Annotated in this window: 20 protein-coding genes; 10 read left to right on the plus strand and 10 right to left on the minus strand. The window is 46.5% G+C overall.

Annotated elements, in window-relative coordinates; all coding sequences use genetic code 11:
- Nucleotides 1-37: 37 nt before the first annotated feature.
- Nucleotides 38-1096 carry a hypothetical protein gene (locus tag DOM22_RS15045; protein WP_142701167.1) on the minus strand — a complete coding sequence of 353 codons (1059 nt, stop codon included), beginning with the start codon at nucleotides 1094-1096 and terminating at the stop codon, nucleotides 38-40.
- 51 nt (nucleotides 1097-1147) lie between these two features.
- Here DOM22_RS15045 and DOM22_RS15050 point away from each other — a divergent pair, with 51 nt between their 5' ends.
- Together DOM22_RS15050 and DOM22_RS15055 are read left to right on the plus strand one after the other, a co-directional pair.
- The gene (locus tag DOM22_RS15050; RefSeq protein ID WP_142701168.1) at nucleotides 1148-2059 is read left to right on the plus strand and encodes a hypothetical protein; all 912 of its coding nucleotides are present in this window, start codon (nucleotides 1148-1150) and stop codon (nucleotides 2057-2059) included.
- Between the two features lie 108 nt (nucleotides 2060-2167).
- Entirely contained in the window at nucleotides 2168-2599 is a 432-nt protein-coding gene (locus DOM22_RS15055; protein ID WP_142701169.1) for a hypothetical protein, read from the plus strand.
- A gap of 15 nt (nucleotides 2600-2614) precedes the next feature.
- On the opposite strand, the gene DOM22_RS15060 is transcribed toward DOM22_RS15055, so the two are convergent.
- The gene (locus DOM22_RS15060; RefSeq protein ID WP_142701170.1) at nucleotides 2615-3118 is read right to left on the minus strand and encodes a histidine phosphatase family protein; all 504 of its coding nucleotides are present in this window, start codon (nucleotides 3116-3118) and stop codon (nucleotides 2615-2617) included.
- A 1-nt stretch (nucleotide 3119) separates the two neighbouring features.
- On the minus strand, nucleotides 3120-5288 hold the full coding sequence (gene ppk1, locus DOM22_RS15065) for a polyphosphate kinase 1 (RefSeq protein WP_142701171.1): 2169 nt from the start codon (nucleotides 5286-5288) through the stop codon (nucleotides 3120-3122).
- Nucleotides 5289-5368: 80 nt separating this feature from the next.
- Between ppk1 and thiL the strand changes: the two genes are divergently transcribed.
- Both thiL and DOM22_RS15075 read left to right on the plus strand, forming a co-directional pair.
- The gene (thiL, locus tag DOM22_RS15070; protein ID WP_142701172.1) at nucleotides 5369-6343 is read left to right on the plus strand and encodes a thiamine-phosphate kinase; all 975 of its coding nucleotides are present in this window, start codon (nucleotides 5369-5371) and stop codon (nucleotides 6341-6343) included.
- 86 nt (nucleotides 6344-6429) lie between these two features.
- The gene (locus DOM22_RS15075; protein WP_142701173.1) at nucleotides 6430-6969 is read left to right on the plus strand and encodes a PilZ domain-containing protein; all 540 of its coding nucleotides are present in this window, start codon (nucleotides 6430-6432) and stop codon (nucleotides 6967-6969) included.
- A gap of 12 nt (nucleotides 6970-6981) precedes the next feature.
- Here the strand turns inward: DOM22_RS15075 and DOM22_RS15080 are convergent, their stop codons facing one another.
- A complete protein-coding gene (locus DOM22_RS15080; protein ID WP_142701174.1) occupies nucleotides 6982-7884 on the minus strand; it encodes a LysR family transcriptional regulator in 903 nt (300 codons plus the stop codon).
- Nucleotides 7885-7980: 96 nt separating this feature from the next.
- Between DOM22_RS15080 and DOM22_RS15085 the strand changes: the two genes are divergently transcribed.
- Nucleotides 7981-8577, plus strand: coding sequence for a YceI family protein (locus tag DOM22_RS15085; RefSeq protein ID WP_142701175.1), 597 nt, complete (start codon nucleotides 7981-7983; stop codon nucleotides 8575-8577).
- Nucleotides 8578-8581: 4 nt separating this feature from the next.
- On the plus strand, nucleotides 8582-9355 hold the full coding sequence (ygiD, locus tag DOM22_RS15090) for a 4,5-DOPA dioxygenase extradiol (RefSeq protein ID WP_246845676.1): 774 nt from the start codon (nucleotides 8582-8584) through the stop codon (nucleotides 9353-9355).
- A 65-nt stretch (nucleotides 9356-9420) separates the two neighbouring features.
- On the opposite strand, the gene DOM22_RS15095 is transcribed toward ygiD, so the two are convergent.
- Together DOM22_RS15095 and DOM22_RS15100 are read right to left on the minus strand one after the other, a co-directional pair.
- Complete coding sequence (locus DOM22_RS15095; protein ID WP_142701176.1) at nucleotides 9421-10152, minus strand: bifunctional 2-polyprenyl-6-hydroxyphenol methylase/3-demethylubiquinol 3-O-methyltransferase UbiG; 732 nt, start codon at nucleotides 10150-10152, stop codon at nucleotides 9421-9423.
- Nucleotides 10153-10327: 175 nt separating this feature from the next.
- Nucleotides 10328-13471 (minus strand): efflux RND transporter permease subunit, encoded by a 3144-nt coding sequence (locus DOM22_RS15100; protein WP_142701177.1) that lies wholly within the window; start codon nucleotides 13469-13471, stop codon nucleotides 10328-10330.
- Nucleotides 13472-13682: 211 nt separating this feature from the next.
- Between DOM22_RS15100 and DOM22_RS15105 the strand changes: the two genes are divergently transcribed.
- Genes DOM22_RS15105 through DOM22_RS15115 form a run of 3 tightly spaced genes read left to right on the plus strand, consistent with a single transcriptional unit; the run spans nucleotide 13683 to nucleotide 16912 of the window.
- Entirely contained in the window at nucleotides 13683-14450 is a 768-nt protein-coding gene (locus tag DOM22_RS15105; RefSeq protein WP_246845677.1) for a hypothetical protein, read from the plus strand.
- Nucleotides 14444-15919 (plus strand): TolC family protein, encoded by a 1476-nt coding sequence (locus DOM22_RS15110; protein ID WP_142701178.1) that lies wholly within the window; start codon nucleotides 14444-14446, stop codon nucleotides 15917-15919. The genes DOM22_RS15105 and DOM22_RS15110 overlap by 7 nt, the downstream gene beginning before the upstream one ends.
- A gap of 12 nt (nucleotides 15920-15931) precedes the next feature.
- Nucleotides 15932-16912, plus strand: a complete 981-nt coding sequence (locus DOM22_RS15115) for a hypothetical protein (protein WP_142701179.1) — start codon at nucleotides 15932-15934, stop codon at nucleotides 16910-16912.
- A gap of 280 nt (nucleotides 16913-17192) precedes the next feature.
- On the opposite strand, the gene abc-f is transcribed toward DOM22_RS15115, so the two are convergent.
- The 4 genes from abc-f to DOM22_RS15135 form a co-directional block, all read right to left on the minus strand.
- Nucleotides 17193-18992, minus strand: coding sequence for a ribosomal protection-like ABC-F family protein (gene abc-f, locus DOM22_RS15120; protein WP_142701180.1), 1800 nt, complete (start codon nucleotides 18990-18992; stop codon nucleotides 17193-17195).
- A gap of 291 nt (nucleotides 18993-19283) precedes the next feature.
- Nucleotides 19284-19940, minus strand: coding sequence for a leucyl/phenylalanyl-tRNA--protein transferase (aat, locus tag DOM22_RS15125; RefSeq protein WP_246845678.1), 657 nt, complete (start codon nucleotides 19938-19940; stop codon nucleotides 19284-19286).
- A 3-nt stretch (nucleotides 19941-19943) separates the two neighbouring features.
- The gene (locus DOM22_RS15130; RefSeq protein WP_142701181.1) at nucleotides 19944-21041 is read right to left on the minus strand and encodes a sorbosone dehydrogenase family protein; all 1098 of its coding nucleotides are present in this window, start codon (nucleotides 21039-21041) and stop codon (nucleotides 19944-19946) included.
- Between the two features lie 70 nt (nucleotides 21042-21111).
- A complete protein-coding gene (locus tag DOM22_RS15135) occupies nucleotides 21112-22557 on the minus strand; it encodes an ATP-dependent DNA helicase RecQ (protein ID WP_142701182.1) in 1446 nt (481 codons plus the stop codon).
- Between the two features lie 176 nt (nucleotides 22558-22733).
- On the opposite strand from DOM22_RS15135, the gene fusA reads away from it, so the two are divergent.
- On the plus strand, nucleotides 22734-24842 hold the full coding sequence (fusA, locus tag DOM22_RS15140) for an elongation factor G (protein ID WP_142701183.1): 2109 nt from the start codon (nucleotides 22734-22736) through the stop codon (nucleotides 24840-24842).
- Nucleotides 24843-25196 lie beyond the last annotated feature (354 nt).

Below are 25196 nucleotides of genomic sequence, written 5' to 3' on the forward strand. Positions count from 1 at the left end.
ACAGAATCTTAACAGATCACGAAGTCGCCCTGGTCCCTTAGAATAGGACTTGGGCGGCTAGCTCTACTTTAGAGGCATCGCGGATGCCTTTTCCATAGTTATCAGCATACCACGTGTGATCCACAGCCAAAGCAGTTTTTACATCTTCAGTGACTTGGTAAGCAAAAGACACGATTCCCGTTTGAAGGTTTTTATCAGGCTCTCCCACCGCGGCGTCCAAATAATCATAGCGAAGCATCACTTCAGATTGAGGGCCCACACCGAAAATCGTGAAGGCGCTGCCACCAAATCCATGAACTGCTTGCCCCGCCAAGCTTACGACATCGACACCGTCGGCCATTTTGCCGTCCGTGATGGCCCCTGCCGGATCATGCGTGTCCAAAAGCTCGATGCCGATTTTAGTTTTGCTGTCTTCAGGTTTGTAAAGGAATGAGGCCTGAATACGTTCTTTCGCCGCAACTTCATCCCCATATTGTTCGTAAGTTCCGTGGATGTATTGCAATGTGATGGCAAACGGATTCCAGCTTGTAAAACGCAGGAACAACGCGCCCTCTTTGTGAGGTCCCGCTGAATCCTGATCGCGCCCTTCACCGTTTACAACTGACAAAGACCACTCCCCCAAATCCCCAGGGAGTTCAGACATAAAACCCGCCCCCAGGTCCGAATAAGTCTCGTACTTCCATTTTTCTGTCAGACCGTAGGCAGTTTCACCCAAAAAACGATAATTCACGTCTTCGTACTGAGCTTCCAACCACGGTTGCGGCACCACACCCATGCGCAGAGCAGATACACCTTCAAAAATGCTGACTAAGTCCAAGTAGGCTTCACGGGTATTGACCATGAAACTTTCTGAAGTTTCACTGCGCTTTTGTGCGCCTTCAAATGAGACATACAAAAGATTGCCCTCTTTCAAAGGCACACTGAAATTCAAAAGCAACGAAGGAACGCGAAATTCACTCTCACCCGCCTCGCCTGTCGGCAGCAAATGAACCAAGGCATTCAGGTCAGCCTCCCCGGAAATTTCTATATCCGTCAAAGCCCAAGCTTGCCCACAAACAAAAATACTCAACAAGGTGATAAAAAATGATTTTTTCATGTCTATGATGCTCGCATTTTTATATACTATTGCCAAAGGAGAACTTTAGCCGTGTCACGTCGAGTTTCAGCCATCGATATCGGGTCCAACGCCATTCGTATGATGGTCGCTGATATCAATGAAACAGCCCCCTTTATCCGTGTAAATAAAAAGCAGCGAGCTCCGGTTCGCCTGGGGCACGATGTATTTACGACGGGCACGATCACTCCTGAAACCATGGAAATCGCCAAAGCCACCTTTCGTCGTTTTGCTGAAACCAACGCAAAGCTGAAAGTCGAAAAATGCCGTGCTGTCGCGACCAGCGCCTGCCGCGAAGCCAAGAATAAAAAAGAGTTTCTGGAAACCATTAAGAAAGTTTCCGGAATCGATATCGAGATCATCGATGGCACCGAAGAAGGCCGCCTGATCCATCTTGCCGTCCGCAAAGAAGTCCAATTGGATAGCAAAAAAACCATGCTGATTGATATCGGTGGCGGCAGTGTTGAGGTGACTTTTTCTAAAGGCGGCAAGCTTTTAGCAACCAAGTCTTTCCCGATGGGTACGGTTCGGGTTTTAGAAAACTTAAGCAAACGCCGCATGAACGAAAGCCATTTAAGTATTATAATGGGAGAGTTTTTGTCAGACCTGGGACCCCACATTTATCCCAACACTGAGAATGATCCTGTGGATTTCGCGATTGGGACCGGTGGTAACCTGGAGTGCATGGCGGAGCTTAAAGTTCGCTTACTTAAAAAGACTCCCAATACATTTGTAACTCTTTCAGAACTTGCAGAAATCATCGCTCGCCTGAAAGCCATGTCGATTAAAGACCGCATCGATAAACTCGAGCTGCGACCTGACCGCGCCGACGTGATTATGCCCGCCTCCATGCTGGTGGAAACCATCATGCGCCAAGCAGAGGTGGAAAAAATCGTTATCCCCGCGGTTGGCCTCCGTGATGGCCTTATTTGGTCGATGGTTTAAGACTTTCAAAATTTAGAACATAACCTTCCAAAACATCTAATTTTCATTTGTCGCTCAGCGCGATAGATCCCTTTTCAACGAAACTAACTAACTTGAATCGGAGATCACATGAAACTAGCTATTTTTTCTATGAGTCTGTTCCTTTCTTTCACAAGCTTGGCTCAAGCAAAAACTGTTGCCGTTCAAGGCGACGCTGCTCGCTCTATTATGGAAGCACTTTACTCTGCTGGCTTCCCAGTGAAACACATTGATGACGATCAGTACGGCACAAACCCAATGACGGTTAATGTATCTAACTTAACTTGCCGCTATTCAGCTGCTGATGGTCCTGATGAATGGATGAGTGCAGTTGAGTGCTACACACAAAATGACCAAACAGCTCGTCAAAACTCTTTGGCTTTGGCTAAAGCTTTGGCTCCGTTCGCTGCTTTCGAAGGTGCTGCGGGAAGCCGCTACCTAACTGCAAACAATATCCAGTGCGTGCTCAACTACAATGAACGCGCCTATCAATGTCAGTTAGACGTTGATGATTTTGAATAGTTTTTGAATCGGTTTTTAATCGAAAATCTTCGGCGGGATGGAGTACATCAGCTCTGCTCCGCCGGCGCTTGCCTGAGCAAAAGATTCCAGCTCCAACGACAGGACACCGCTTTTTCTAAGATCAATAAAGCTCTCAGCCTTACCCGTTAACATATAACTTGCGAAGACACTTAAATGCGGCTCATGCCCCACGATCATGATTTTTTTATGATTGCGACCTTGAGTGCGAAACCATTTCAGCAGAGCCTGCGGAGGACTTTGCGGAACCATTTCAGGAATCTCGATCACTTTTTTTCCAGGATAAAATTGAGACAGAATCTGCGCGGTTTGAGCGGCCCGAGTAAACGGACTGGTCACGATCACATCAACGTCTTTGATAAAGTCCTTCATCCGCATGCAAACTTTCTGCATGCGCTTACGACCCTTCAAAGTCAGGGGACGAAACTGGTCTCCCAATCCTTTTTTTGCAAAGTCTTCCCTTTCTTCAGCAAGGGCGTGACGGACGATGATGATTTCCATTTTACTCCGCGGTTGAATCTTCGACCAGTTTACCCCGTGTTTTCGCCAATTGCATCAAAGTTTGATGAACGCCGATTTCATCTGCTTTAAAAGGTTTCTTCGTATAGCTGCCATCCGAGTTCATCAACCACGCTTGTCGGTTTTCTTTCAGATAAAATTGCAGGATTTCCCACAATTTTTCTTTAAGACTGCGATCCAGCACAGGCACAATCGCTTCCACGCGTGCATGCAAATTACGATACATCCAGTCCGCCGAACCCAGGAAGAAATCCCCATCAACGGGGTCTTCCTTACCATTCCTGAAATAAAACAAACGAGAGTGCTCCAAAAAGCGACCAATGACGGAAATGACTTTGATGCGCTCACTCATCCCCGGAACACCGGGACGAAGACAGCAAAAACCACGGACGATCATTTCGATGTCCACGCCTTTTTGAGACGCAGAATAAAGAGCAGCACCGATATCGTTTTCTTCAAAGTTATTAAACTTAGCTACGATGTTGGCAGGCTTCCCGGCTTTCGCATGGGCGGCTTCACGATCAATCAAAGTTCTAAATGTTGAGAGCATATTCACAGGTGCAATCAGCAGGTGCTGATAACTGCCTTTTAAGCTGATACCAGTCAGATAATGGAAGAAATCCACCACATCATTGGTGATTTCCTCACGCGCGGTTAACAATCCCAGATCCGTATAGAATCTGGAAGTCGCCACATTGTAATTACCTGTGCCGATATGAACGTAACAACGAAGTCCTTCTTGTTCCTGGCGAACCACCAAAGCGGTCTTAGCATGAGTTTTTAATCCCACAACTCCGTACACGACGTGAACACCCGCGTTTTCAAGTTCATTGGCCCAATAGATATTACGCTCTTCATCGAAGCGCGCTTTCAACTCTACCAGACACACGACCTGCTTGCCCTGAGCGGCTGCGCGAATCAAAGAACGAATGAAGGGACTGTTATCACCCGTGCGGTACAACGTCATTTTAATCGCTAAGACCTTGGGGTCTTCGCTGGCAATACGAATGAACGTTTCCACCGAAGCAGAAAAACTTTCAAATGGATTATGAATCAACTGATCATTCGCACGAATAGCACTGAAAATCCCCGTACCTTCTTCCGCAAACGCCGGAGAAACAACAGGAATGTACGGTTCGAATTTCAATTTTGGAAGTGGCAGATCCGCGATCATACCCAAATCAGCATAATCAAGCTCACCAGGAAGTTCGTAAATATCTTCCTCGTTTAGCTCGAGCTCTTCCATCAAGAACTTCAACATCCACATGTCTGGATTTGGCCCGTGCTCCAAGCGCACGACTTCGGCGAAACGACGCTGACGAAGCTCTTCTTCGATTGCTTCCAATAGATCTTCAGCGTCCTCTTGATCTTGATCTGAATCGGCATTGCGAGTCAGACGGAAAGCCATCGAATCAATCACTTGCATGGAAGGAAACAGATCCGACAGATTTGCCTTGATCACTTCCTGAAGACTGACGAAGCGATTGATGCTCGGGTCAATGTCGACACGAATCCATTGTGGTAAAACTTTGGGAACTTTGACTCGGGCAAAAAGTTTTTCCTCGGAGTTGGGATGTTTTAAAGTCACGCCCAAGGAAACCGAAAGATTTGAAATGAATGGAAATGGATGCCCAGGATCCACCGACAGAGGTGTCAGAACCGGGAACACATTCTTGCTATAATACTTTTTTACGCTTTCACGTTCCTTTTCAGAAAGATCTTTCCAACTTAAAAGGAAAATGCCTTCATTTTCCAACGCGGGTTTCAAAGTTTTCGTAAAGCAGCTGCCTTGATCTTTGATCATGGGCTGAACCACTTCACGAATCTCCTGAAGCTGAGCCATCGGTGTTTTACCGTCCGATGATTTTGGAGAAACTCCGTAAGCCACGTGGCGTTTTAAACCACCCACGCGTTTCATGAAAAATTCATCCAGATTCGATCCGGAAATGCTTAGAAACTTAACTCTTTCCAAAAGAGGATTGTTGCTGTCTTCGGCTTCGGTCAAAACACGGCGATTGAAATTCAACCACCCAATCTCGCGACTGGTGAATAAACTTTCAGATGACAATGGATGCTCGACAACTTTGACCTTGCGAGTAGCAGCTTTCTTCTTAGACGTTCTGGTCGGCGACTTCGCCTTCGGTGTGTTCAAAGAATCCTCCTTGACTCCCTGGAGGTATATTTCACAATAAAGCATTATTTTTGGCAATGTCTTCCTAGAGGAACAACGACGTGCAAAATACCCCCAAAGAATGGCAAGTTCTTAAGCAGATTCGCAATAAGGTCCAGCGTCATAATCCCAACACGGTGGTGCCGTTGGGTGATGATGGCTTTGTCTTTAAAAATTTCCCAGGCCTCTCGGTGATTGCTCAGGACATGATGGTGGAAGACGTCCATTTCCGTCTGGATTACGCCTGTGCATTTGATCTGGGACACAAAGCCTTGGCAGTTAACTTAAGTGATCTTGCCGCGATGGGAGCACAGCCGCACTTTGCACAAGTGTCGTTAGCTTTGCCGAAAGAAATAACCGAATCCTGGCTTGACGAATTCTATCAGGGTATGACAACGCTCGCAGACCGTTTTGGAATGGAAATCGCTGGCGGAGATTTGTGCGCTTCTCCTCGCGGAGTCATCATAGATGTCAGCGTGCATGGATCTTGCGACAAACCTCTTACCCGACATGGCACTCAGCCTGGAGATATCTTATTAGCCAGCGGTCCGTTAGGAATTTCCACAACCGGATTGCGCGCACTTCATGAAGATCGCCGCAATGACTTTCCACAAGCCGTGGAAAGACATCTGCGCCCCATGCCTCGCTTGGATTTGCTGCCAGAACTTCGCAAGTATGCTGATAAAATTCACGCTTTGATGGATTGCAGTGATGGTTTGGTGAACGACGCTTTGATTTTAGCAAACAAACCCTATAACAATGGCCAAGCAACATCGGCTGTGGGAATTCACTTATTCCCCGATCAATTTCCTTTGGAAGATGAAACAATTCGCATGGCCCATTTAGCCAAGGCATACGAATATGCGCTTTGGGGTGGTGAGGACTATGAGCTTTTGATGACTCTTTCTCCTGAACATCGTGGGCTTTTCCCGCAATGGACAGAAGTTGGCCAGTTCACTGAAAGCCCTGGAGTCTTTTTAATTCATGGTGATGCTAAGGAAGAGATCGAGTCTTTTAAGGGCTGGAAGCATTTTTAAATCGAATAGGTTTCAGGATCATTTTGAGACAGTATTTTTCCCGACCTTTCGTTAAGAGACCCCGCTTTTTGTCCGAATAGTTTTACATGACATCACTCGCACGCTATCACGGTAGATCTCCCCGCTTCATTCTTCAGACCGAAGATGAAAGTATCGTGCGCGTAGCCGGTCCCAAGCAAGTTCCTTGGGAAGAAGGCACTTCCATTAAAAATGTATCTTTGACGGGTCTTGCGTTTACGGCGCCGGATGATCTGTGCCCGATCCTGGGTGAGGTAGTTAAAATTCAATTCACTCCCCCGGGCTCGCGCCAGATGGCCTGCTATGGAATTGTCACTCGTCTTGATAGTATTTCGAATGCGACAACTTTGGTGGGAGTGCATTTCTATAAAATGGAGATGACTCAAAGAATCGTTTTAGCTCAAGGTCTTGCCCGCCGTTTTAAAGAAAACCAAGAGCGCGGGCAAATCGATGAAATGCTGAATAAGCAACCGGGCCCGATGAGCCTGCTACACTTCCCACAACTGATGATGATGGGTGTGATCGCCGTTCTTTGGGGCGCGGTTATTTTCGGTGCTTTGAAATTCCAATACGAAGACTTGTTTTCGTTCTTTACACGTTTCTTCTAGAAAACTTCTCCACTAGAAACTTTCAAACTTCTCTTTCAATCTTTTCGCCGCGAAATCGATGAACTTTTTAGTTTTCATCGGAATTTCTTTTTGTTCAGGCGAAACCAAACTCACCGGAATTTCCTGACCACGCAAACTGCGATACATGTGAATCAATCGACCCGAGCGAATATGCTCGGCCACGATGAATTCCGGCACCATGCCGATGCCTCGCCCCTGCAGGGCCATTTGCACAATCATATTTGGATTGTTGGCTGAAAATACCGGATCCACTTTCACGGTCATCTTCTTGCCGTCAGCTGTTCGCCACAGTTCCAGTTTGTTTTGTGAATTTAAAGACAGGAATGGCAGAGTGCTTAGGTTTTCCAAGTCATCGGCTTGACGATAGCGCTCTAAAAATCCGGGACTTGCCACCATGACACTTTTTAAAGTCGCCACTTTTTTAACTCGCAGATTGCTGTCTTTTAAAATACCGATACGAACTGCGACGTCGATGGATTCTTTGACCAGATCTACATAGGCTTGGCTTAAAAGCATTTCAAAACGAACGCGAGGATGCTGTTTTGCAAAGTCTGCCAGGATATCTGGAAGCAAAAGCACACCCAGATCATCAGACGCCGTCAATCGAAGCCAGCCCGATACATCTGCAACTTCCTCACTTAATTCTGCAGACAAGCTTTCCAAACCCTCTACCAAACCTCGAGAACGCTCATAATAAGCTCGACCCGCATCGGTCAGTTGAAATTGTCTCGTCGTGCGATAGACCAGCTGGATACCCAGGTCTCTTTCTAAGGCAGCTAATCTGCGACTGACTCGGGATTTGGGCTGATGCAGCACCTCGGCCGCTTTGGTAAAGCTTCCAGCTTGAACAAGTTTAACGAAAGTGCGGATTTGATTCAGATCTAATTGTTCCATATATGCAACAGTATATCGTGAATATGTCTCCTACCGCAACACTCCTTTCGGCCCGATACTGATTAAGTCCGAAACACAATAAAAGAGGAGAACCCTATGAAATTAATGACCGCTGCCTTTATTACGTTACTTAGTTCCGCTGCTTTTGCCAAAACCATCCCAGCTGGAACTTACACAATTGACCCTGCCCATTCAAAAGTTGGCTTTGAAGTTCCCCACTTGGTGATCGCTACTGTTGAAGGTCGTTTTACAAAATTTGACGGCTCTATCACAATCGACCCGAAATTGGAGAAGTCCAAAGCGAATTTGAATGTCGACGTAAGCAGTGTGGATACTGACAATGCTGACCGTGACGGTCACTTGAAGAGTCCTGACTTTTTCGACGTCGCGAAAAATCCTAAAATGTCTTTCGTCGTTAAAAAAGTTGTCGGAACGGCTGATGACTTGAAACTGATTGGTGATTTGACTTTGAAAGGTAAAACTAAAGAAGTGACTTTGGCTGTGAAATACCTGGGTGACGTAAACGATCCATTCGGTAATCACAAAATCGCATTCACGGCGACGGGTAAAATCAATCGCCAAGATTACGGTCTAAGCTGGAGTAAAGCGGTTGAAGCCGGCCCGGTTGTAGGTGACGAAATCACTCTTACAATCCGTGTTGAGGCGAACAAACCGGTTGAAAAGAAAGGTTAATTTTATGAAACGCATGCCTGTGATTTTTGCTGCTCACGGTTCCCCAATGAATGCTTTGGCAAAGACTCCATTCACGGATGCTTTGTCAGCATTGGGTGAAAGTTTGCCGCACCCACAGGCCATCCTTGTGGTGTCGGCCCACTGGGAAACCGAAGGAACGAAAGTTCTTTACAATGCGACACCACAAACAATCCATGACTTTTATGGATTTCCGAAAGCCTTGTTCGATGTTCAGTACCCTGCCCGCGGTCCTTTAAGCTTGGCGCAAGCCACGCAAAAATTGATTCCGGGTTCAGAGCTGAGCGACAAATGGGGCCTTGATCACGGAACCTGGTCGGTGTTGGTACACATGTTTCCGAAAGCGGATATTCCTGTGTTTCAACTCAGCCTTGATGTGAATGCTCCTCCGGAAAAACACATTGAGCTTGGCCGTCACTTGCGTTCTTTGCGCGAGCAAGGTGTTCTGATCATTGGAAGTGGCAACATCGTTCACAACCTGCGCACCATTCAATGGCGCGATCCCAACGCAAAATACGATTGGGCGGTAGAGTTCGATGCCGGCATCAAAAAGGCTTTGGATTCACGTGACGAAAAAACCTTGGCTCAGTACATGGAAAAATTCGGATCCGCCGCGGAACTCTCCGTTCCCTCGCCCGAACATTACTGGCCGTTGCTTTACACTTTTGGAGCTTCGGATGAAAAGGATAAAATATCCTATCCGTTCGAGGGTTTTGAAATGGGATCACTTTCTATGCGCACTGTTATGTGGAGCGCATAAGTCTAAAAACAAAACGCGCTGATTTTTAGTCAGCGCGTTTTTATATAGATGTTGGATGATATCTTCTATTCAACCGCCGTGCACACAGCTCGCAACATGTACGGATCATTAGGGCCAAAGCGCTCCTTCATTATAAGACCTGCATTTTTTAGCTCTACAAGGATAACCTCTGCCGGATAGATACGTCGTTGAGGACACCATAGCTCCCCCTCGAATTCCGTTACTCCTGCAAGATCACCTTTTGTGGTCTTGTGCCAAAGAATATAATCATTATCATAGCGAAGCCCCCCAGTAAAATCGGAGCCTTTTTGGTGAACCATTGTATCCAACATGAAGATACCACCTGGTTTTAAGCATTTTGCGATCGCCTTAAACGTGCGATCTCTATCTTCTTCTAAAACGATACAATGCATGCAGTGGCTATCGTAAATAAGATCGTATGACTTTTCTTGACGTTCAAGGTCTACGACGTCCCCTACTTCGAATGATATATTGCGATTGAATTTTGCGGACATTTCATTTGCAAGTTCAATGGCAGAAGGCGCGATATCAATTCCCGAAGTGATGAAACCTAACTCATCAAAAAAATGCGCCGTGGGCCCACTTCCACATCCTAAATCCAGGGCCGTTTTCGCGTTTGTCTGTGGAAAATATTTCGCAATAACAGGATTTAGCATTACTTCAGTCTCTGTACATCTGAAGTCTTCCAAATTCTTTTTCTGCCAACCCACGTGATTATTTTTTCGAATTTGCACATAAGCGGTTTCATGGTCGAAGTAGTAGCGATTGTTAGACATGGGTTTATTTCATCTGTAAACGAGTTCGTCGGTCAACAATGAAATGTTTTCCAGCTGATGACTGCCTCGTATCGCACTGACTTTGTGACTTGTTGCGGAATCGCAGCGGAGGTAAAGATGCGTTAATTCGGGCATGAAAGAAAAAAAGCCCGGTCTCCCGGGCTTTTCTTTATTTTTAGTGTGCGTCGCCGACGGCGGCGAAGGCTTGCTTTGTTTGCTCTCGGACTTTGTCACGTTTTCTGAATCTATCAGAGATCGAATACGCGGCTGGTACTACGAATAAAGTTAGAATCGTGGAAACCAAAACCCCACCGATCAAGCACAACGCCATCGGGCGCATTGTTTCCGAACCAGCACCCGTTGCCATCGCAGAAGGAACGGCTGCGGCGATCGTTGCGATCGATGTCATCAGGATCGGACGAAGACGAATTGGACATGCTTCCAATAAGGCGTTGTCGGCATTCAGTGCACCGCGATCACGAACCGTGTTCGTGAACTCAACCAACAAGATCGAGTTCTTTTTCACGATACCCATCAAAAGCAAGAATCCGATCGCTGAGTACATGTTCAAAGACTGACCTGTTAACAACAGGGCAAAGAATGCACCCGAGAAGCTCAGTGGCAACGCCAACAAGATCGTCGCGGGATCGATGAACGAGTTAAACTGAGAAGCCAAGATCATGTAGGCAATCACGATACCCAAGATGAACGCCAAGAAGAAACTTTGGATGGATTCTTTGAACGTTTTCGAAGAACCTTGTTGCTCGATCATGTAACCCGGCTCCAAAGTCTTTTTACCGATTTCTAAAATCTTGTCCATCGCTGCTTGCTGAGAAGCTCCGGCTTTTAAGTTTGCGGTGATCGTAATCGCACGTTGACGATTCATACGCGAGATACTTTGCAATGCCTTGGTCGTCTCTTGCGTTGTCACGCGAGAAATGGGAACCAAGTTCGCGCGGTTGTTTCCAATCAACAACTTTTTGATCTCGACCATCGCGTCTTCTTTGTTATCCAACTTTACTTTGATGTCGTAGCGGTGACCACCGTCAGGATACTCCCCGGCTTTCACTCCCCCGATCAAAGCATTCACTGTTGTACCAACAGCCGCAATACTGACACCGTGCTGAGCAGCTGAAACGCGATCTGGTTTCACTTGGATTTCTGGCATACCCAAAAGGTAGTTGGAATCGACGTCGACCATTAAACCAGTCTTAGTCATTTCATCCATGATTTTTTGCGAGTAACCCGCAAGTTTTTCCCAGTCAGAACCCATGACAGTAAATTCAATCGGATAACCACGACCGCTTGAGAAACCACGTTGTGACATATCCATCAATACCGGGCGCACATCTGGGATTTTCGAAAAGGCTTCACGAGTCACCTGCATGAAATCCGTTTGGGTCATGCGCTTACCCGTTTTTGGATCTTTCGGACGCTCTTTGAATTCTTTCATCGTGATAAACATCATCGCGGTGTTGGCATCAGAAATACCACCACCGAAACCACCGATACTGGCAAAAACTTGCTTTACTTCAGGGCGAGCACGCAACCATTCCTCTGCTTGTTTTACTTGTGTATCCGTGTAAGCCAAAGAACTTCCCACCGGTAAAATCAATCGCGCTAGGAAAATGCTTTGATCTTGCGCTGGTGACATTTCTTTCACCAGGAATTTAACCGAGATGAACGACAAGGCCACGAACACTAATGAACCAATGATGACTTTCCAGCGCATTTGCAAGGTTCTGCGCAACCATCTTTCGTAGCCCACTTTCAAAGAATCCATGAAAGCTTCAAACGCTTTACCGATTTTAGTTGTACGCTCGCCGTGGTGAACAAAACCAGCACAACGCATTGGTGTGATCGTCAAAGACTCAACCAGGGACAAGAAGACGGCAATCGAAATCGTCACCCCGAATTGCATCAAGAACTTACCGATGATCCCCTTCATAAAGGCCACCGGAAGGAAGATCGCGATGACGGCTGCTGTTGCTGCCATAGCGGCAAATGAGATCTCACGAGCCCCCAGGATCGCGGATTCAATTTGTCCGTGCCCTTCTTCGTTATACCTAAAGATATTTTCAAGAACCATGATGGCATCATCGACGACAATACCGATCGCGAGAGTCAAACCTAGCAACGTGAAAGTATTCAAAGTGTAACCCAAGAAATACAAACCGATAAAGGCCCCCAACAAGGACGTTGGAATAGAAAGTAAAACGTTGAACGTAGCAGACCAAGAACCCAAGAAGGCCCAACAAACCAAAGACGTCAAAACAACGGCCAAGATCAAGTGATGCGTCAACTCGCCCACGGATTTTTCGATGAACTGAGTGCTGTCAAAGTTCACATGAATTTTCATACCTTCAGGCAATTGCGACTGAATTTCTTCTGCCTTAGCCTTCACCGCTTTGGCCACGGCCACCGCATTCGTGCCACGCTGTTTACGAATACCCAAACCCAATGCTGGTTCGCCGTTAAAGCGAGAAATACGAGTGATGTTATCAAGACCCATGCTGACATCAGCCACTTGGCCGATTTTCACCATGTTCGTTGAATCTTGAATCAAAGAACCTGCGCGACGGCTGATCACGATGTTCTTAAACTCTTCGATGGTTTTTGCTTCACCCATCGTACGCACGTTGAAATTGCTTTTCTTGGTTTCAATGTAACCACCGGGAACTTCAGAGTGCTCGGACTTGATCGCATCGATCACGTCGTTCACTGCGATGTTATAGCCAGGAAGTTTTTTAGTATTTACGAATACACGAAGCACTGGATCGGTGTAACCACCCAGGAAAATATCGCCCACACCATCCACCGTGGTAAAACGATCTTTCAAATAGTCGCGTGCGTATTTCATTAAAAATTCAAGGTCGCCCTTGTCGTAAGTAAGTGCCAACCACAAGATGGGTTGGTCATCGGGATTGGTTTTTGAAATAGTCGGTGCATCGACGTTGTCAGGAAGTAATCGCTGCGCACCTGAAACTTTTGCCTGAACATCTTGCAAAGCGAGATCGATATTGCGGTCCAAACTAAATTCTACGGTAATTGTTGCAGACCCAGTTTTACTGCTGGAAGTGATACTTTGGACGCCTTCGACACCCATCAAAGCACTTTCAATCACGTCAACAACCTGAGTCTCCATTACTTCTGGAGCCGCACCATCCAACGTTACGCTGACCGACACTGTGGGAAAATCCACGTCAGGTAATTGGCTTAAACCCATTCTTGAAAACGAGATCAAACCGAAAATCATCAATCCAAACATTAACATCCATGCGAAGACTGGGTTCTTAATGGATATATCCGAAATGCGCATTCCTTCTCCTTGGAACAAAGACTCGATCAGTGTAACTCAGCACATCCTAACCAACCATGAACATCTTTCAACAAAAGATAACTCAAGACTTTGATTTTACTCAGCCTTCATAAGGCCACCTAAGCAATACTTAGGTGGCTAATCAGTGATTGACATGACTGGTCTGGCGGACTATTTCTTTTCGGCAATAGTGCCACTTCTGGAGGCTTTCATGTCGACTGCTCGTTACGCGAGTTCATTCTTGTTCGCTACTCTAACGTTCGTTTCCGCAATTGGTTGGTCGCAAGCGACTTCCACATCCCTAAGAGATGCTGCTCTTGCAGAAACTTCTGCCAAAGGTACAGCTCAAAAATATGCATCCGATGCTCAGACAACTGGAATGTTGGTTTTGAAAGATCCAAAACCAGAAATCGTCACACGTCCTTGGCAATACTTCGCAGGTTTCACAGCTCAGCAATTCCAAGCTAAAGGAACAGTGACAACTGAAACTGCAGGAACTTTTGATTTGAGCCAAAATGATCAAACATTTATGCCGGGCCTCACATTCGGCGTGATGACACCTGAATGGAACCTAAAAAATATTTTGATCAGCGGTGGCGTTCGTTTCGATGCTTCCATGGCGACACAAAATGCGGCGGTAACATTGCCTTCCGGCGCAACAATTGATGACGCACGTTTAAACACGACGATGGCATCACTTGGACCGGTTTTGAATATTAGCCACGCGAAAGTATCTTGGTTGGCACTAACGTTCACTCCGCAATATGGAAACTTGAACTACACGCAAACTTCTTCAAACGATTTTGCGCACTTCTCCAAACAAGCTTCTTACTTGGCGATGAACTATGGGTTAGACTTCCGTTTGACAAAAAAATGGTCGGTTTTCACTGAATGGTCACAAAGAGAATTGCGTGATCAAAATCAGGAAATCGCTCTTGAAAAAGACAACTTTGAATTAGGAACTAGAGTGTCATGGTAAAAAAAATCATTCTTCTTCTTTGTGCAACTTCGACTGCTTGGGCGCAACAACCTGTTGCCGCGCCTAAAGTCATCACTCTGACACAGAAAAAAGTGGCAGAGTTGGCTTTACAGCAAGGCTACCGCACCAAAGAAGTAAACCTTCAGTATCAACAATTTAAGCTTCCCTATGCTGAAACTCTGGCTAGGTACGATTGGCTTCTTAATGCAGCCACTGGTTACGAGCAGGACAAGCAAGCGCAACTTTTAACATCACCTACGCTGGATCCACACAACAAGATCGAGCGCTATAACACGACGTTCTCGTTGCAAAAGCCTTTCACGACAGGAACATTGGCAACGCTTGAACTAAACCGCCTGTCCCTAAACGCAGACTATGATTCAGCAATCGCAACGCCTCCTCCGAGCAATCAAACTTTGGATCGCGCAGGGATCATCCTTGAGCAAGCGATCTTGGGTAACTTCTTCGGTGTGGCTGACCGTGGGACTGTGAATGCAGCAGAACAAAACTACCAAGCTTCCGAAATCCTTCGTGCGAATGATTTAGAAAACGTGGTGTTGGAAGCTGTTCGCCAATTCTGGCAGGCATATATCGCTCAGGAAAACTTCAGAGAGGCCGTCAGCGCTCGTGACCGCTATAAAAAACTTGTGGAGACAGTTCGCAGAAAAACTTCTTTGGGTTACTCCAACCCAGGAGACTTGCCGCAAGCTCAAGCCGAACTTGAAACTCGCGAACAAACTGTGAAGCTGACTTCGACAGATTACCTAGCTTCTGTTGAGAATCTTTTGACGGCACTAGCTCTAGATCCAAAATCTGAAGTGAAATTTGAAATGAGTGCCGCGCTTCCGGCTATGCCAAGCTTGCCTCCAAAAGCCACTGAAGATTTGCGTGCGATCCGTTCGCAAAAATTGAAAGTCTCTGCCGCAGAAGAAAGCTTAACCGCTTCCAAGTCTTTGTCTTACCCGACTTTGAATGTTGTGGGTAAAGCTTATACGACGGGCGTGGGTGAAAAATCGGAGGATTCTTACTCTGAAGTGACTGGCGGCTCTCGTCCTGATTACTACATCGGTTTGAGATTTGCTTACAACTTTGGATCAGACATCCAAAACGAACGTATCGTTTACAACAAATTGAATCGCGATCTGGAACAAACACGTTTGCAACGTCAAATGGTGGAAGTTGTGGACGCGAACACACAAGCTGAGCGTAAGGCTCAAGCGGCTTACTCGATTGCCCAAAGCGCCGAGAAGCAAAAAGGCTTCCGCGAGAAAGCAGTCACGGAATTGAACCGTTCCTACTCTCAAGGAAGAACTGATATTAATAATTTGATCATTGCTCTGAACAACTCATTTACAGCGGAGATTCAATACATCACTGCAGTAGGTAACTACCACATCGCTCTAAATGAGTGGGCAGCAGCAAGGGACGAACTTATTCCTGACGAACAGCCGTCAGAAGACAAGAAATAGGCAGGGGATTTTATGTTGAAGAAAATTATTTTAACTTTGAGCGTATTAAGCCTGGCTGCTTGCGCGTTCAACAATGACGAGTCAAGCGCTAACAAAAGAAACAAAAAGCTAGCTGAAGAAAATGCTCGCGCTGCCGCGATCTTTTCCAAAGTGGAAGGTTCCTACCAAGGAAACTTGATCCGTGAAAACGGTGCCACTGAAGTTATTGAAATTAAGCTGGTTGGACTTTCAGTAGAAACTGGCGCCAAGAACGACGATGGCTCCGCAATCAACCAATACCTTCAAACAGCGGTATACACTCGTATCTCCCCGTCATCTGCATCCATGACTGGCTTGTCAGCCAATTATACTGCTGAACTGGGAACACTGACGATTACGAACCCTGCTAAAGATATCAATAACGATGACGTTCATTCAATTACGGCAACTATTAAAGACGGCATCATGAATGGTGTGGTTGTATCTAAAGCTGGCATCATCGGTCGCATGTCTTTGAAATTCGTCATCGGTGGTTCATCGAACGGTGGCAACGGTTCTGACGAACAATACTATGACCGTCTTCGCCAAAAATACGCGAAGATCTCTGGTATGTACTATGGTTGTGTGATCACAACGAAGGACATGACTCAAAGAGGTGTTCCGAACTACAAAGCGAAAATGACTTTGTCCGTGTTCGAAGAGAAAGTTGTCGGAAAAGACAAAACAACTCGTCCCACTTTGGTTGGAACATTCCTAAGAAATGACGACCCAGACGAGTTCTTAAGAGCGGCTCTTAGCGGCGAATACCGCGACGACTTGGTTCCTGCAGCCCTTAACCTTGACGGTAAGTACACGGGCCAAACAAATGGCTATGTGACTGTATTCAAAGGCACTCTTTCTGCAGACGGCGACTATGTTGCAGAGTACTCCAGCAACAACTTCGGTTTTGAAGGCAAAATGTACTTCAAACGCGGCAAAACATACCCAGCGAAATGCGCCAACGTTTCCCGCTAATATCGAAAAGATCTAAAGCCTAAAAACAAAAACCCAGCTCTCAACAAGCTGGGTTTTTTATTTTCCCAAATTCTCCCAGCAAAATTAGAAGCGAAATCCTAAGACAAAATTCCGATCTGCGGTGAAGGCGGCAAGCCAAAGCCTGCATGCAGCCGACCTCCGTGGGCGCCACGACGGCGCGCACTCGCCGCAGGCGAGCCACGGCTGAGCCCGGACGGCGTGTCGGCGGAACTGCAGGCTTTGGCTTGTCGCCTTCACCGCAGTACCGAGAACCAAGTTGTTAGGATTTGCCTTCTAATTGCGACCATCGGTCGTAGAGGCGTTCGATCTCTTTTTGCAGAGTCGCGATCTCGGTGTAAAGCTCTTGCACCTTCTTGGCGTTGCTAGCGACTTCAGGAAGCATGCTTTGGGTTTGCGCGGTCTGAAGCTTTTCCTCAAGACCCGCAATCGTCGCTTCCATATTCTCCAGCTCGAACTTTTCTTTGAAGCTTAGCTTTTTAGGTTTCCCGGAAGCGGCTTTCGCCTCTTGCTTTTCTTCCTGTTTTTTAGTGGCTTCGATCTCTTTTAGATCCTCAAACCACTCTTCCCATTGCAGGAATCCGGCAAAACGTTCCATCGTCATATTGCCATCTGGATTTTTATGAAGAGCGATGATGTCTTTCGCCACCTGATCCATAAAGTAACGGTCATGGGTTACCAAAATCACGGCACCATTGAATTCGCGCAAAGATTCTTCCAATACCGCCAGAGTTTGCACGTCCAAGTCATTCGTTGGCTCATCCAGAATCAAAACTTGCGCTTCATTCAACATCAATTGAGCGATACGCAGACGGGCTTGCTCCCCACCTGACAGTTTTTCGACTGGCATATCCATTTGTTGGCGATTGAATTGGAAGCGCTCCAAATAGCTGCGGGCATAGACGTAAGAACCTTGATAGTGAACATAGTCACCATCAGGACAGATATTTTTCAAAACGGATTGCTGGGGATTCAAAGTCTCGCGGTTTTGTTCAAAGTACGCGACTTTCAAATTCTCGGCGCGCTTGACCTCGCCCATGTCCGGCTGTTCTTGCCCAAGCATGATGCGAATCAAAGTGGACTTACCACTCCCGTTATCCCCCAACAAAGCCATGCGGGTTTTTGGATTTATCAAGTAAGTAAAATCCTTAAACAACAGACGGTCATCATAAGCTTTGGTGATATGAGAAAGCTCGATCAGCTTTTGAGGATTGCGATCGGCATCTTTAAATTCAATTTTTACTGTGCGGTTGGCGTTTTTCGAAACCAAGTCCGACACGTCATCTTTCAATGTGTGGGCACGATCGATACGGGCTTTTTGCTTCGTCAAACGGGCCTTCGCCCCACGACGTAGCCACTCGGTCTCACGACGAAGAGTGTTCTTCATCGTCAATTCTTTGGCTTCTTGACCCGCCATCATCAATTCTTTGGATTCCACATAGGCCGAATAATCGCCCAAGGTCACAAACAGATAGTTCGGATTTTTAGGATCCAAATCAAAGATCTTGTTCGTCACACGCTGTAAGAACAAGCGGTCATGGGTGATAATCAAAGTTGCAAATTGAGCTTTGGCCAAAAATTCTTCCAGCCACATGATACTTGTTACGTCCAAGTGATTCGTCGGCTCATCCAGCAACAAAAGCTGCGGATTGCGCACAAGTTCGCGAGCCAAAGCCACGCGTTTTCTCCAACCACCGGAAAGATCTTCCACCAGGAACGTGTCACCGAACTGAGAAAGCTCCAAACGAGCCATCCACTCATAAGCAGGTCCGATCACTTCGTTGTAATCGTTGTCCGCCATAATCGCATCCAGGATCGAAACGCCAGGATCAAAGGAAGGCGTTTGTTCCAGGTAACCAATCGTCAAACCTTTGTTCATGGTGACTTCACCACCGTCAGGCTTCATACGACCTGCGATGATTTTTAGAAGCGTAGATTTACCAGCCCCATTCGGTCCGACTAAACCAATGCGGTCGCCTTCATCAATCCCCAGACTGACGTTTTTAAATAGAGTTTTTCCCGCGAATGATTTTTCGAGCTTATAGGTACTAAGTAATGGCATGGAGCCAACCTACGCTGAAACGTGTCAAGATTCAAGCGACATACCGCTCTAACACCCCGCTCGAAACAAAGAGCACTTGGAACGGGCAAGATTTTCTTGGGCTTCGGAGATCGTGATCCACGTCGAAATGCAAAACAGTAAGACTAGCAATCCTATCACACGTCCTGTGCGCATAGTTCCTCCTGATTTTATCGCTTTGCACTCATTCTGCGCAAAAATGTGAGGGAAACCAACCACAGGCAGTTTGTTTTGATAATTCGCAATTATTTTTAGAATAACTGTGTCGGCTGACTATTCGACTTCCAGATGTCGCTCTTCCAGCATTCGTAGGTAATCTTCACGATCAATCAAACGTCCCCCGAATTGCGCCACCACCGGCGTGACCATTTGCACATCCATCCACTCATGTCCAAGCTGAGTCAAATGTTCAACCAAAAACCACAGAGCTAATTTGGAAGCGTTGGGTTTTTTATAAAACATACTTTCACCGCTAAAAACACCTTCTACCAGGACACCGTAAATGCCACCGATCAAAATATTGTTTTCGCGAACTTCAATGGACAAACCGAAGCCGGCTTTATTGAATTCATGGTAGGCACGTTTCATCACCGGTAAGATCCAAGTGCCATCCTGCCCCGGCCGAATCTGATTCGCACACTCGCTCATGACGTGATCAAAATCTTTATTAACCGTATAGGTGATCTGCGGATTTTTACGACGAAAGCGTTCCAAACTTTCAGGCACGTGAAACTCTTTGAAAATTAAAACCCCGCGTTTTTCAGGAGAAAACCACAGCATCGGAAAGCCGACCTGGGGCCAAGGAAAAATTCCTTTGGAATAAGCCGTGTACAAGGTTCCGACATCTAATTTTCCACCGACGGCCAAAATTCCTTCGGCCATCGTATCGCGCGGATCTGGAAAATCGACTGATGAGTGGAACCTTGCCAAACTTTACTTTCCTTTTGCTTTATACGTCAGGCGATAGATCACTCCTGCTTTGTCGTCAGAAATCAGGACTGAACCGTCTTCCATAACTTCGACATCCACCGGGCGTCCAAATACGTCGCCACCTGCTTGCAACCAACCTTCCACCAAAGGTTTTACGTTGGTGATCTTGCCATCTTTCACTTGAGCAAAGCCTACCATATAACCTTGAGGGATCGTGCGATTCCAAGAACCGTGTTCAGCGTAAATGATACCGCCTTGATACTCGGAAGGAAACATTTTCCCGTTATAAAAACGCATTCCCAAAGCGGCGACGTGAGCACGCAGTTCGGCCTCGGGAGCTTTAAAGGTTTTGCAGTCTTTACCTTTGCCGAATTCTTTGTCCTGAATGTTTTTGCCATGACAGAATGGGAAACCAAAATGCTCCCCCACTTTTGTCAGATGATTGATCTCGTCCGGCGGGGAATCTTCGCCGTACCAGTCACGACCGTTATCGGTAAACCATAAATCTTTGCTGACCGGATCCCAATCAAAACCCACAGTATTGCGCACACCTTCGGCCACGACATCTTTGCCAGTTCCATTGACGTCCACACGGTAAATGCGCCCGTACTCTGTACCCAAATCACAGATGTTGCACGGAGCTCCCACGGGAACATAGAGTTTGCCATCGGGACCAAAGCGAATGAACTTCCAACCGTGATGCGTGTCTTTTGGAAACTTTTGCGGCAATTCACGAATGAATTTTTGTGGTCCGTTGATTTTCCCAGGAATTGCGTATTCCAGTATACGCGGCACTTCCGCAACGTAAAGCTTTCCATCTTTAACGGCGACACCATTTGGGGTATCGAGCTTATCAGCAAAAACCTGAGCCTTGCCGTTTTGGACCAGATAAACTTTGTCTTTCGCGCGATTGCCGACGAAAAATCTTCCGCCTGGCGCTTGGGCGATCGAACGCGCATCGGGAACCGTTGCCCACACTGAAATTTCAAATCCCGGAGGAAGTTTTAATCTATCGAGCGGCAACTTTTCGGCAGCGTGCAGATTCAGGGCGGTGAAAAGAGCAGCTGCTCTGATGAGGGCTTTTGAGAACGATAACAACATAGATCCTCCTTAAAAAATCCACAAAGGCTTAATCTATACGACCTCACACACGCCGAGAAGCGCGGCCCGTCTATTTTTGATTATCTACACAGATGTCGCACTTGCCGCACGGAATTTCGTGTTTGTGTCCGAAGTAATGATAGATGTAATTCATCCGACACTCTTTATCTTGAGTGGCCCACCGAACCATTTCTAACAATTTTGAATTTTGTGCCTTCAAAATTACCGGACCATTTTCAGCTGCAAACTGCTCGGCTGTTGGAGCTTGAATACATTGATATGGGAATGGATCATCGGATTTTTGCAGGCAACCCCAACGTTCCAAAATACTGACGGCGGCCTCGGGACGGAAATCGCGGCGGTTGCGGAAATTCATTTGTTCTCTTAGGAAATCAAATTTTTCCTGATTTACACGCAAGCGATTTTGTTCGATCAGATCATATATTTTAGAAATGAATTCTGGTTCTGGATGAGACCACTTCAAAAATTCCATTTGAATACTGACGTCATCCTGATCATACAAAAGATGACAAAAAGATTCCTGCCCATCACGACCCGCGCGACCGACTTCCTGAAAATAACTTTCGAGCGCACTGGGAATTTCCGCATGTACCAACAAGCGCACATTGGGTTTATCAATGCCCAAGCCAAATGCGGGAGTCGCCAACATCAAAGGTGCATCTTCATTAATAAATGCTTTTTGATTGCGCTTGCGATCCTGCGGCGAAAGATCGCCGTGGTAAACCAAATGCGGAACTCCCGCGCGATTCAATTCTGCCGAAATTTTACGCAACGTTTGAATCAGCGAGCAGTAAACGATACCGGAGCCCGGTTGTTGATAACGAAGTCCCACGATCGCGCGGATTTTATCGTCAATGCCGTATAAATCGTGAACTCGCAAAGCCAAGTTCGGTCTTTCAATGCCCGCCGAAATAATCTCGGCATCCGGAATATTTAATTTAGTCAGAATATCTTTTTGAACTTCCGGTGTGGCCGTTGCCGTTAACGCCAGTGTCGGAGGGTTTCCAAGCAAAGCTCTGAACTCCCCCACTCTGGAATAATCGGGGCGGAAGTCATGCCCCCACTGCGAAATACAATGGGCTTCGTCCACCGCCAAAAGTTGGATTTTACGGCCTTCGATGGCTTTTAAAAATTCAGGTTTGCGAAAACGCTCGGGAGTCACATAAAGAAGTTTATAATCGCCCTTAGCCAACCGGTCTTGACGGCTTTCCCGCTCATCTCGCGTTAAAGCGGAGTTTAGACAAGTGGCCGAAATCCCAAGGTCTTTGGCCTTAAACACTTGATCCTGCATCAAAGCGATCAACGGAGAAATGACGATTACTAGGCCTTCTCGGATTTTCGCAGGGAACTGAAAACAAAGGGATTTTCCCATGCCCGTGGGCATTAACGCGAGGAGGTTTTCGCCTTGCCATACTCGGCCTAAAATCGCTTCTTGTTCGCCGCGAAAAGTGCTAAATTCGAAGTTCCTAATCAGGAGATCGTGGAGGTCCATCATGCCACCAAGCTTACGCTAACCCAGCCTAAACAGGCACGTTCCGAGCCATTGAGGTTGCGCCGTGTCAATGTTATATTCTGGGCCCCATCATTTGCATCTATATGTAATCGATGATAATTCGAGTACTTTCAAATTAGTAACTAAGTCTTAAACGACCAATTAAGAAGGGTAATATTATGTCCAAAAAGTGGAATATTGATATGGTCAGAAACATCGGTATCTCGGCTCACATCGACTCGGGAAAAACGACGACTTCTGAGCGTATTTTGTTCTATGGAGGCCGTATCCACGCCATCCACGAAGTTCGTGGTAAAGACGGTGTTGGTGCAACAATGGATTCCATGGATCTTGAGAGAGAAAAAGGTATCACTATCCAGTCTGCGGCGACGCAAGTTCACTGGAAAGATTATACTATCAATTTGATCGATACACCGGGGCACGTGGACTTCACAGTTGAAGTTGAACGTTCTCTTCGCGTACTTGACGGTGCGATCCTTCTTCTTTGCGGCGTTGCCGGCGTTCAATCTCAATCCATCACTGTTGACCGTCAAATGAAACGTTACAACGTTCCTCGTTTGGCATTCGTTAACAAATTGGATCGCCAAGGTGCGAACCCATACCGTGTAACTGACGCTTTGATCGAAAAATTGCGCTTGAACGCTGTGATGATCCAAATCCCAATCGGTTTGGAAGATCAACACAGAGGTCACGTAGATTTGACTGACATGAAAGCTTACATCAACGAAGGCGATAACGGTGAAAACGTTAACGTTACTGAGATCCCACCAGATCTAGTTGAAACAGCTCAAAAATACCGTCAAATCATGATCGGTAAATTGGCTGACGTTGACTCTGCTATCGAAGAAAAATTCTTGATGGAAGAAGAACCAACGACTGAAGAAATTCGTGCAGCTATCCGTAAAGGCACTATCAGCTTGAAACTAGTTCCAGTTCTTTGCGGTTCCGCATTTAAGAACAAGGGCGTTCAACGTTTGATGGATGCAGTTACGTACTACCTTCCGTCTCCTGCCGAGAAAAAAGAGCAAGCTCTTGATCTTAACAAGAACGAAGAAAAATTTGACTTGTTCCCAGATCCAGCGAAACCGTTGGTTGCTTTGGCGTTCAAACTTCAAGAAACTCCATTCGGTCAGTTGACATACATGCGCGTTTACCAAGGTAAAATGGGCAAAGGTGATTTCATCATCAATCAAGTGAACAAGAAATCTGTTAAGATTCCTCGCTTGGTTCGTATGCACTCGGACAAAATGGAAGATATCGACGTATCTTACGCTGGTGACATCGTAGCATTGTTCGGTATCGACTGTGCTTCTGGTGACACTTTCTGTGACGACAGAATCCAGGCATCTATGCAATCTATGCACGTTCCAGATGCAGTTATCTCTTTGGCAGTTGCTCCTAAGGACAAAACTGCTGCGAATAACTTCTCTAAAGCGTTGCAAAAATTCCGTAAGGAAGACCCTACTTTCCGCGTTGCTCGTGACGAGGAATCAAATGAGACTATCATCTCTGGTATGGGTGAGTTGCACTTGGAAATCTACGTTGAGCGTATGAAACGTGAATTCAACTGTGAAGTTATCGTTGGTCAACCTCAGGTTGCTTACCGTGAGACGATTTCTGCAGCAGCTGATTACGATTACACTCACAAAAAGCAAACGGGTGGTTCTGGTCAATACGCGAAGATCGTGGGTAAAATCCTACCTCTTCCTCCACAAGAAGACGGCGCAGTCTTCAAATTCGACAACAAAGTTGTCGGTGGTCGTATCCCTAAAGAATTTATCCCTGCTGTTGAAGAGGGTTTCAAAGAGCAAACTGTTAAAGGTCCATTGATCGGCTTCCCGATCGTTGGTGTTGAAGTTCAGTTGGAAGACGGCGCATACCATGACGTCGACTCTTCTTACATGGCCTTCAAAATTGCGGCGATGGCTGCTCTTCGTGAAGTTTATCCTCAAGCTAAACCAACAGTTCTTGAGCCGATCATGAAGCTTGAAACTGTAGTTCCAGACGAATATCAAGGTTCAGCGGTTGGTCAAATCAACCAACGCCGTGGTTCTATCGTTGGTACAACTGCATTCGACGGTAACTGTGTTATCGAGGCGGAAGTTCCATTGACAGAAATGTTCGGTTACTCAACTGACCTTCGTTCTGCAACTAAAGGTAAAGGTGAGTTCTCTATGGAATTCGCGAAGTACGCTGCTGTACCTCGTAACATCCAAGAAGAGCTTGTTAAGAAATACCAAGCTAAGCGCGCAGCTGAGCAAAAGTAGTTCTTTCTCTTACTTAGAGATTCAAAGCCCTGGTGGAAACACCGGGGCTTTTTTTTGCCTTTTTCCCGGGGAATCGGGATCGAGTCGGTGCCCATTGAAGAAGGCTGTTCTTCGTGCGGCACGCCTTCCAGGCTCAACGGTGCCCGCCTATGGCGGGTTCGCGCATCCATGCGCCACCGAGGCCGCACTGCGCACAGCCTTCTTCAATGGTCCCCGCCTCGCACGACTTTTTCGGTAAAAAGGTAAAATACAATCCCCGGTGTTTGCGGGGATTTTGGTTCTGCGTTCGCGGTGCGAACTGCATTTGTGGTTTTGGGAGAATGGGACTCGTTCGGCGTCCTGGGGAGTTCGTCA

The organism is Bdellovibrio sp. ZAP7, from assembly GCF_006874645.1.
Lineage (GTDB): Bacteria > Bdellovibrionota > Bdellovibrionia > Bdellovibrionales > Bdellovibrionaceae > Bdellovibrio.

What these genes read in the sequence shown, in the direction of transcription:
- DOM22_RS15130 (WP_142701181.1), bottom strand. Translation starts at nt 21,041, where the DNA reads ATGTTGTTATCGTTCTCAAAAGCCCTCATCAGAGCAGCTGCTCTTTTC.
- DOM22_RS15045 (WP_142701167.1), bottom strand. Translation starts at nt 1,096, where the DNA reads ATGAAAAAATCATTTTTTATCACCTTGTTGAGTATTTTTGTTTGTGGG.
- ygiD (WP_246845676.1), top strand. Translation starts at nt 8,582, where the DNA reads ATGAAACGCATGCCTGTGATTTTTGCTGCTCACGGTTCCCCAATGAAT.
- DOM22_RS15055 (WP_142701169.1), top strand. Translation starts at nt 2,168, where the DNA reads ATGAAACTAGCTATTTTTTCTATGAGTCTGTTCCTTTCTTTCACAAGC.
- abc-f (WP_142701180.1), bottom strand. Translation starts at nt 18,992, where the DNA reads ATGCCATTACTTAGTACCTATAAGCTCGAAAAATCATTCGCGGGAAAA.
- DOM22_RS15135 (WP_142701182.1), bottom strand. Translation starts at nt 22,557, where the DNA reads ATGATGGACCTCCACGATCTCCTGATTAGGAACTTCGAATTTAGCACT.
- DOM22_RS15110 (WP_142701178.1), top strand. Translation starts at nt 14,444, where the DNA reads ATGGTAAAAAAAATCATTCTTCTTCTTTGTGCAACTTCGACTGCTTGG.
- DOM22_RS15105 (WP_246845677.1), top strand. Translation starts at nt 13,683, where the DNA reads ATGTCGACTGCTCGTTACGCGAGTTCATTCTTGTTCGCTACTCTAACG.
- DOM22_RS15060 (WP_142701170.1), bottom strand. Translation starts at nt 3,118, where the DNA reads ATGGAAATCATCATCGTCCGTCACGCCCTTGCTGAAGAAAGGGAAGAC.
- DOM22_RS15075 (WP_142701173.1), top strand. Translation starts at nt 6,430, where the DNA reads ATGACATCACTCGCACGCTATCACGGTAGATCTCCCCGCTTCATTCTT.
- DOM22_RS15095 (WP_142701176.1), bottom strand. Translation starts at nt 10,152, where the DNA reads ATGTCTAACAATCGCTACTACTTCGACCATGAAACCGCTTATGTGCAA.
- DOM22_RS15100 (WP_142701177.1), bottom strand. Translation starts at nt 13,471, where the DNA reads ATGCGCATTTCGGATATATCCATTAAGAACCCAGTCTTCGCATGGATG.
- DOM22_RS15080 (WP_142701174.1), bottom strand. Translation starts at nt 7,884, where the DNA reads ATGGAACAATTAGATCTGAATCAAATCCGCACTTTCGTTAAACTTGTT.
- fusA (WP_142701183.1), top strand. Translation starts at nt 22,734, where the DNA reads ATGTCCAAAAAGTGGAATATTGATATGGTCAGAAACATCGGTATCTCG.
- DOM22_RS15115 (WP_142701179.1), top strand. Translation starts at nt 15,932, where the DNA reads ATGTTGAAGAAAATTATTTTAACTTTGAGCGTATTAAGCCTGGCTGCT.
- DOM22_RS15085 (WP_142701175.1), top strand. Translation starts at nt 7,981, where the DNA reads ATGAAATTAATGACCGCTGCCTTTATTACGTTACTTAGTTCCGCTGCT.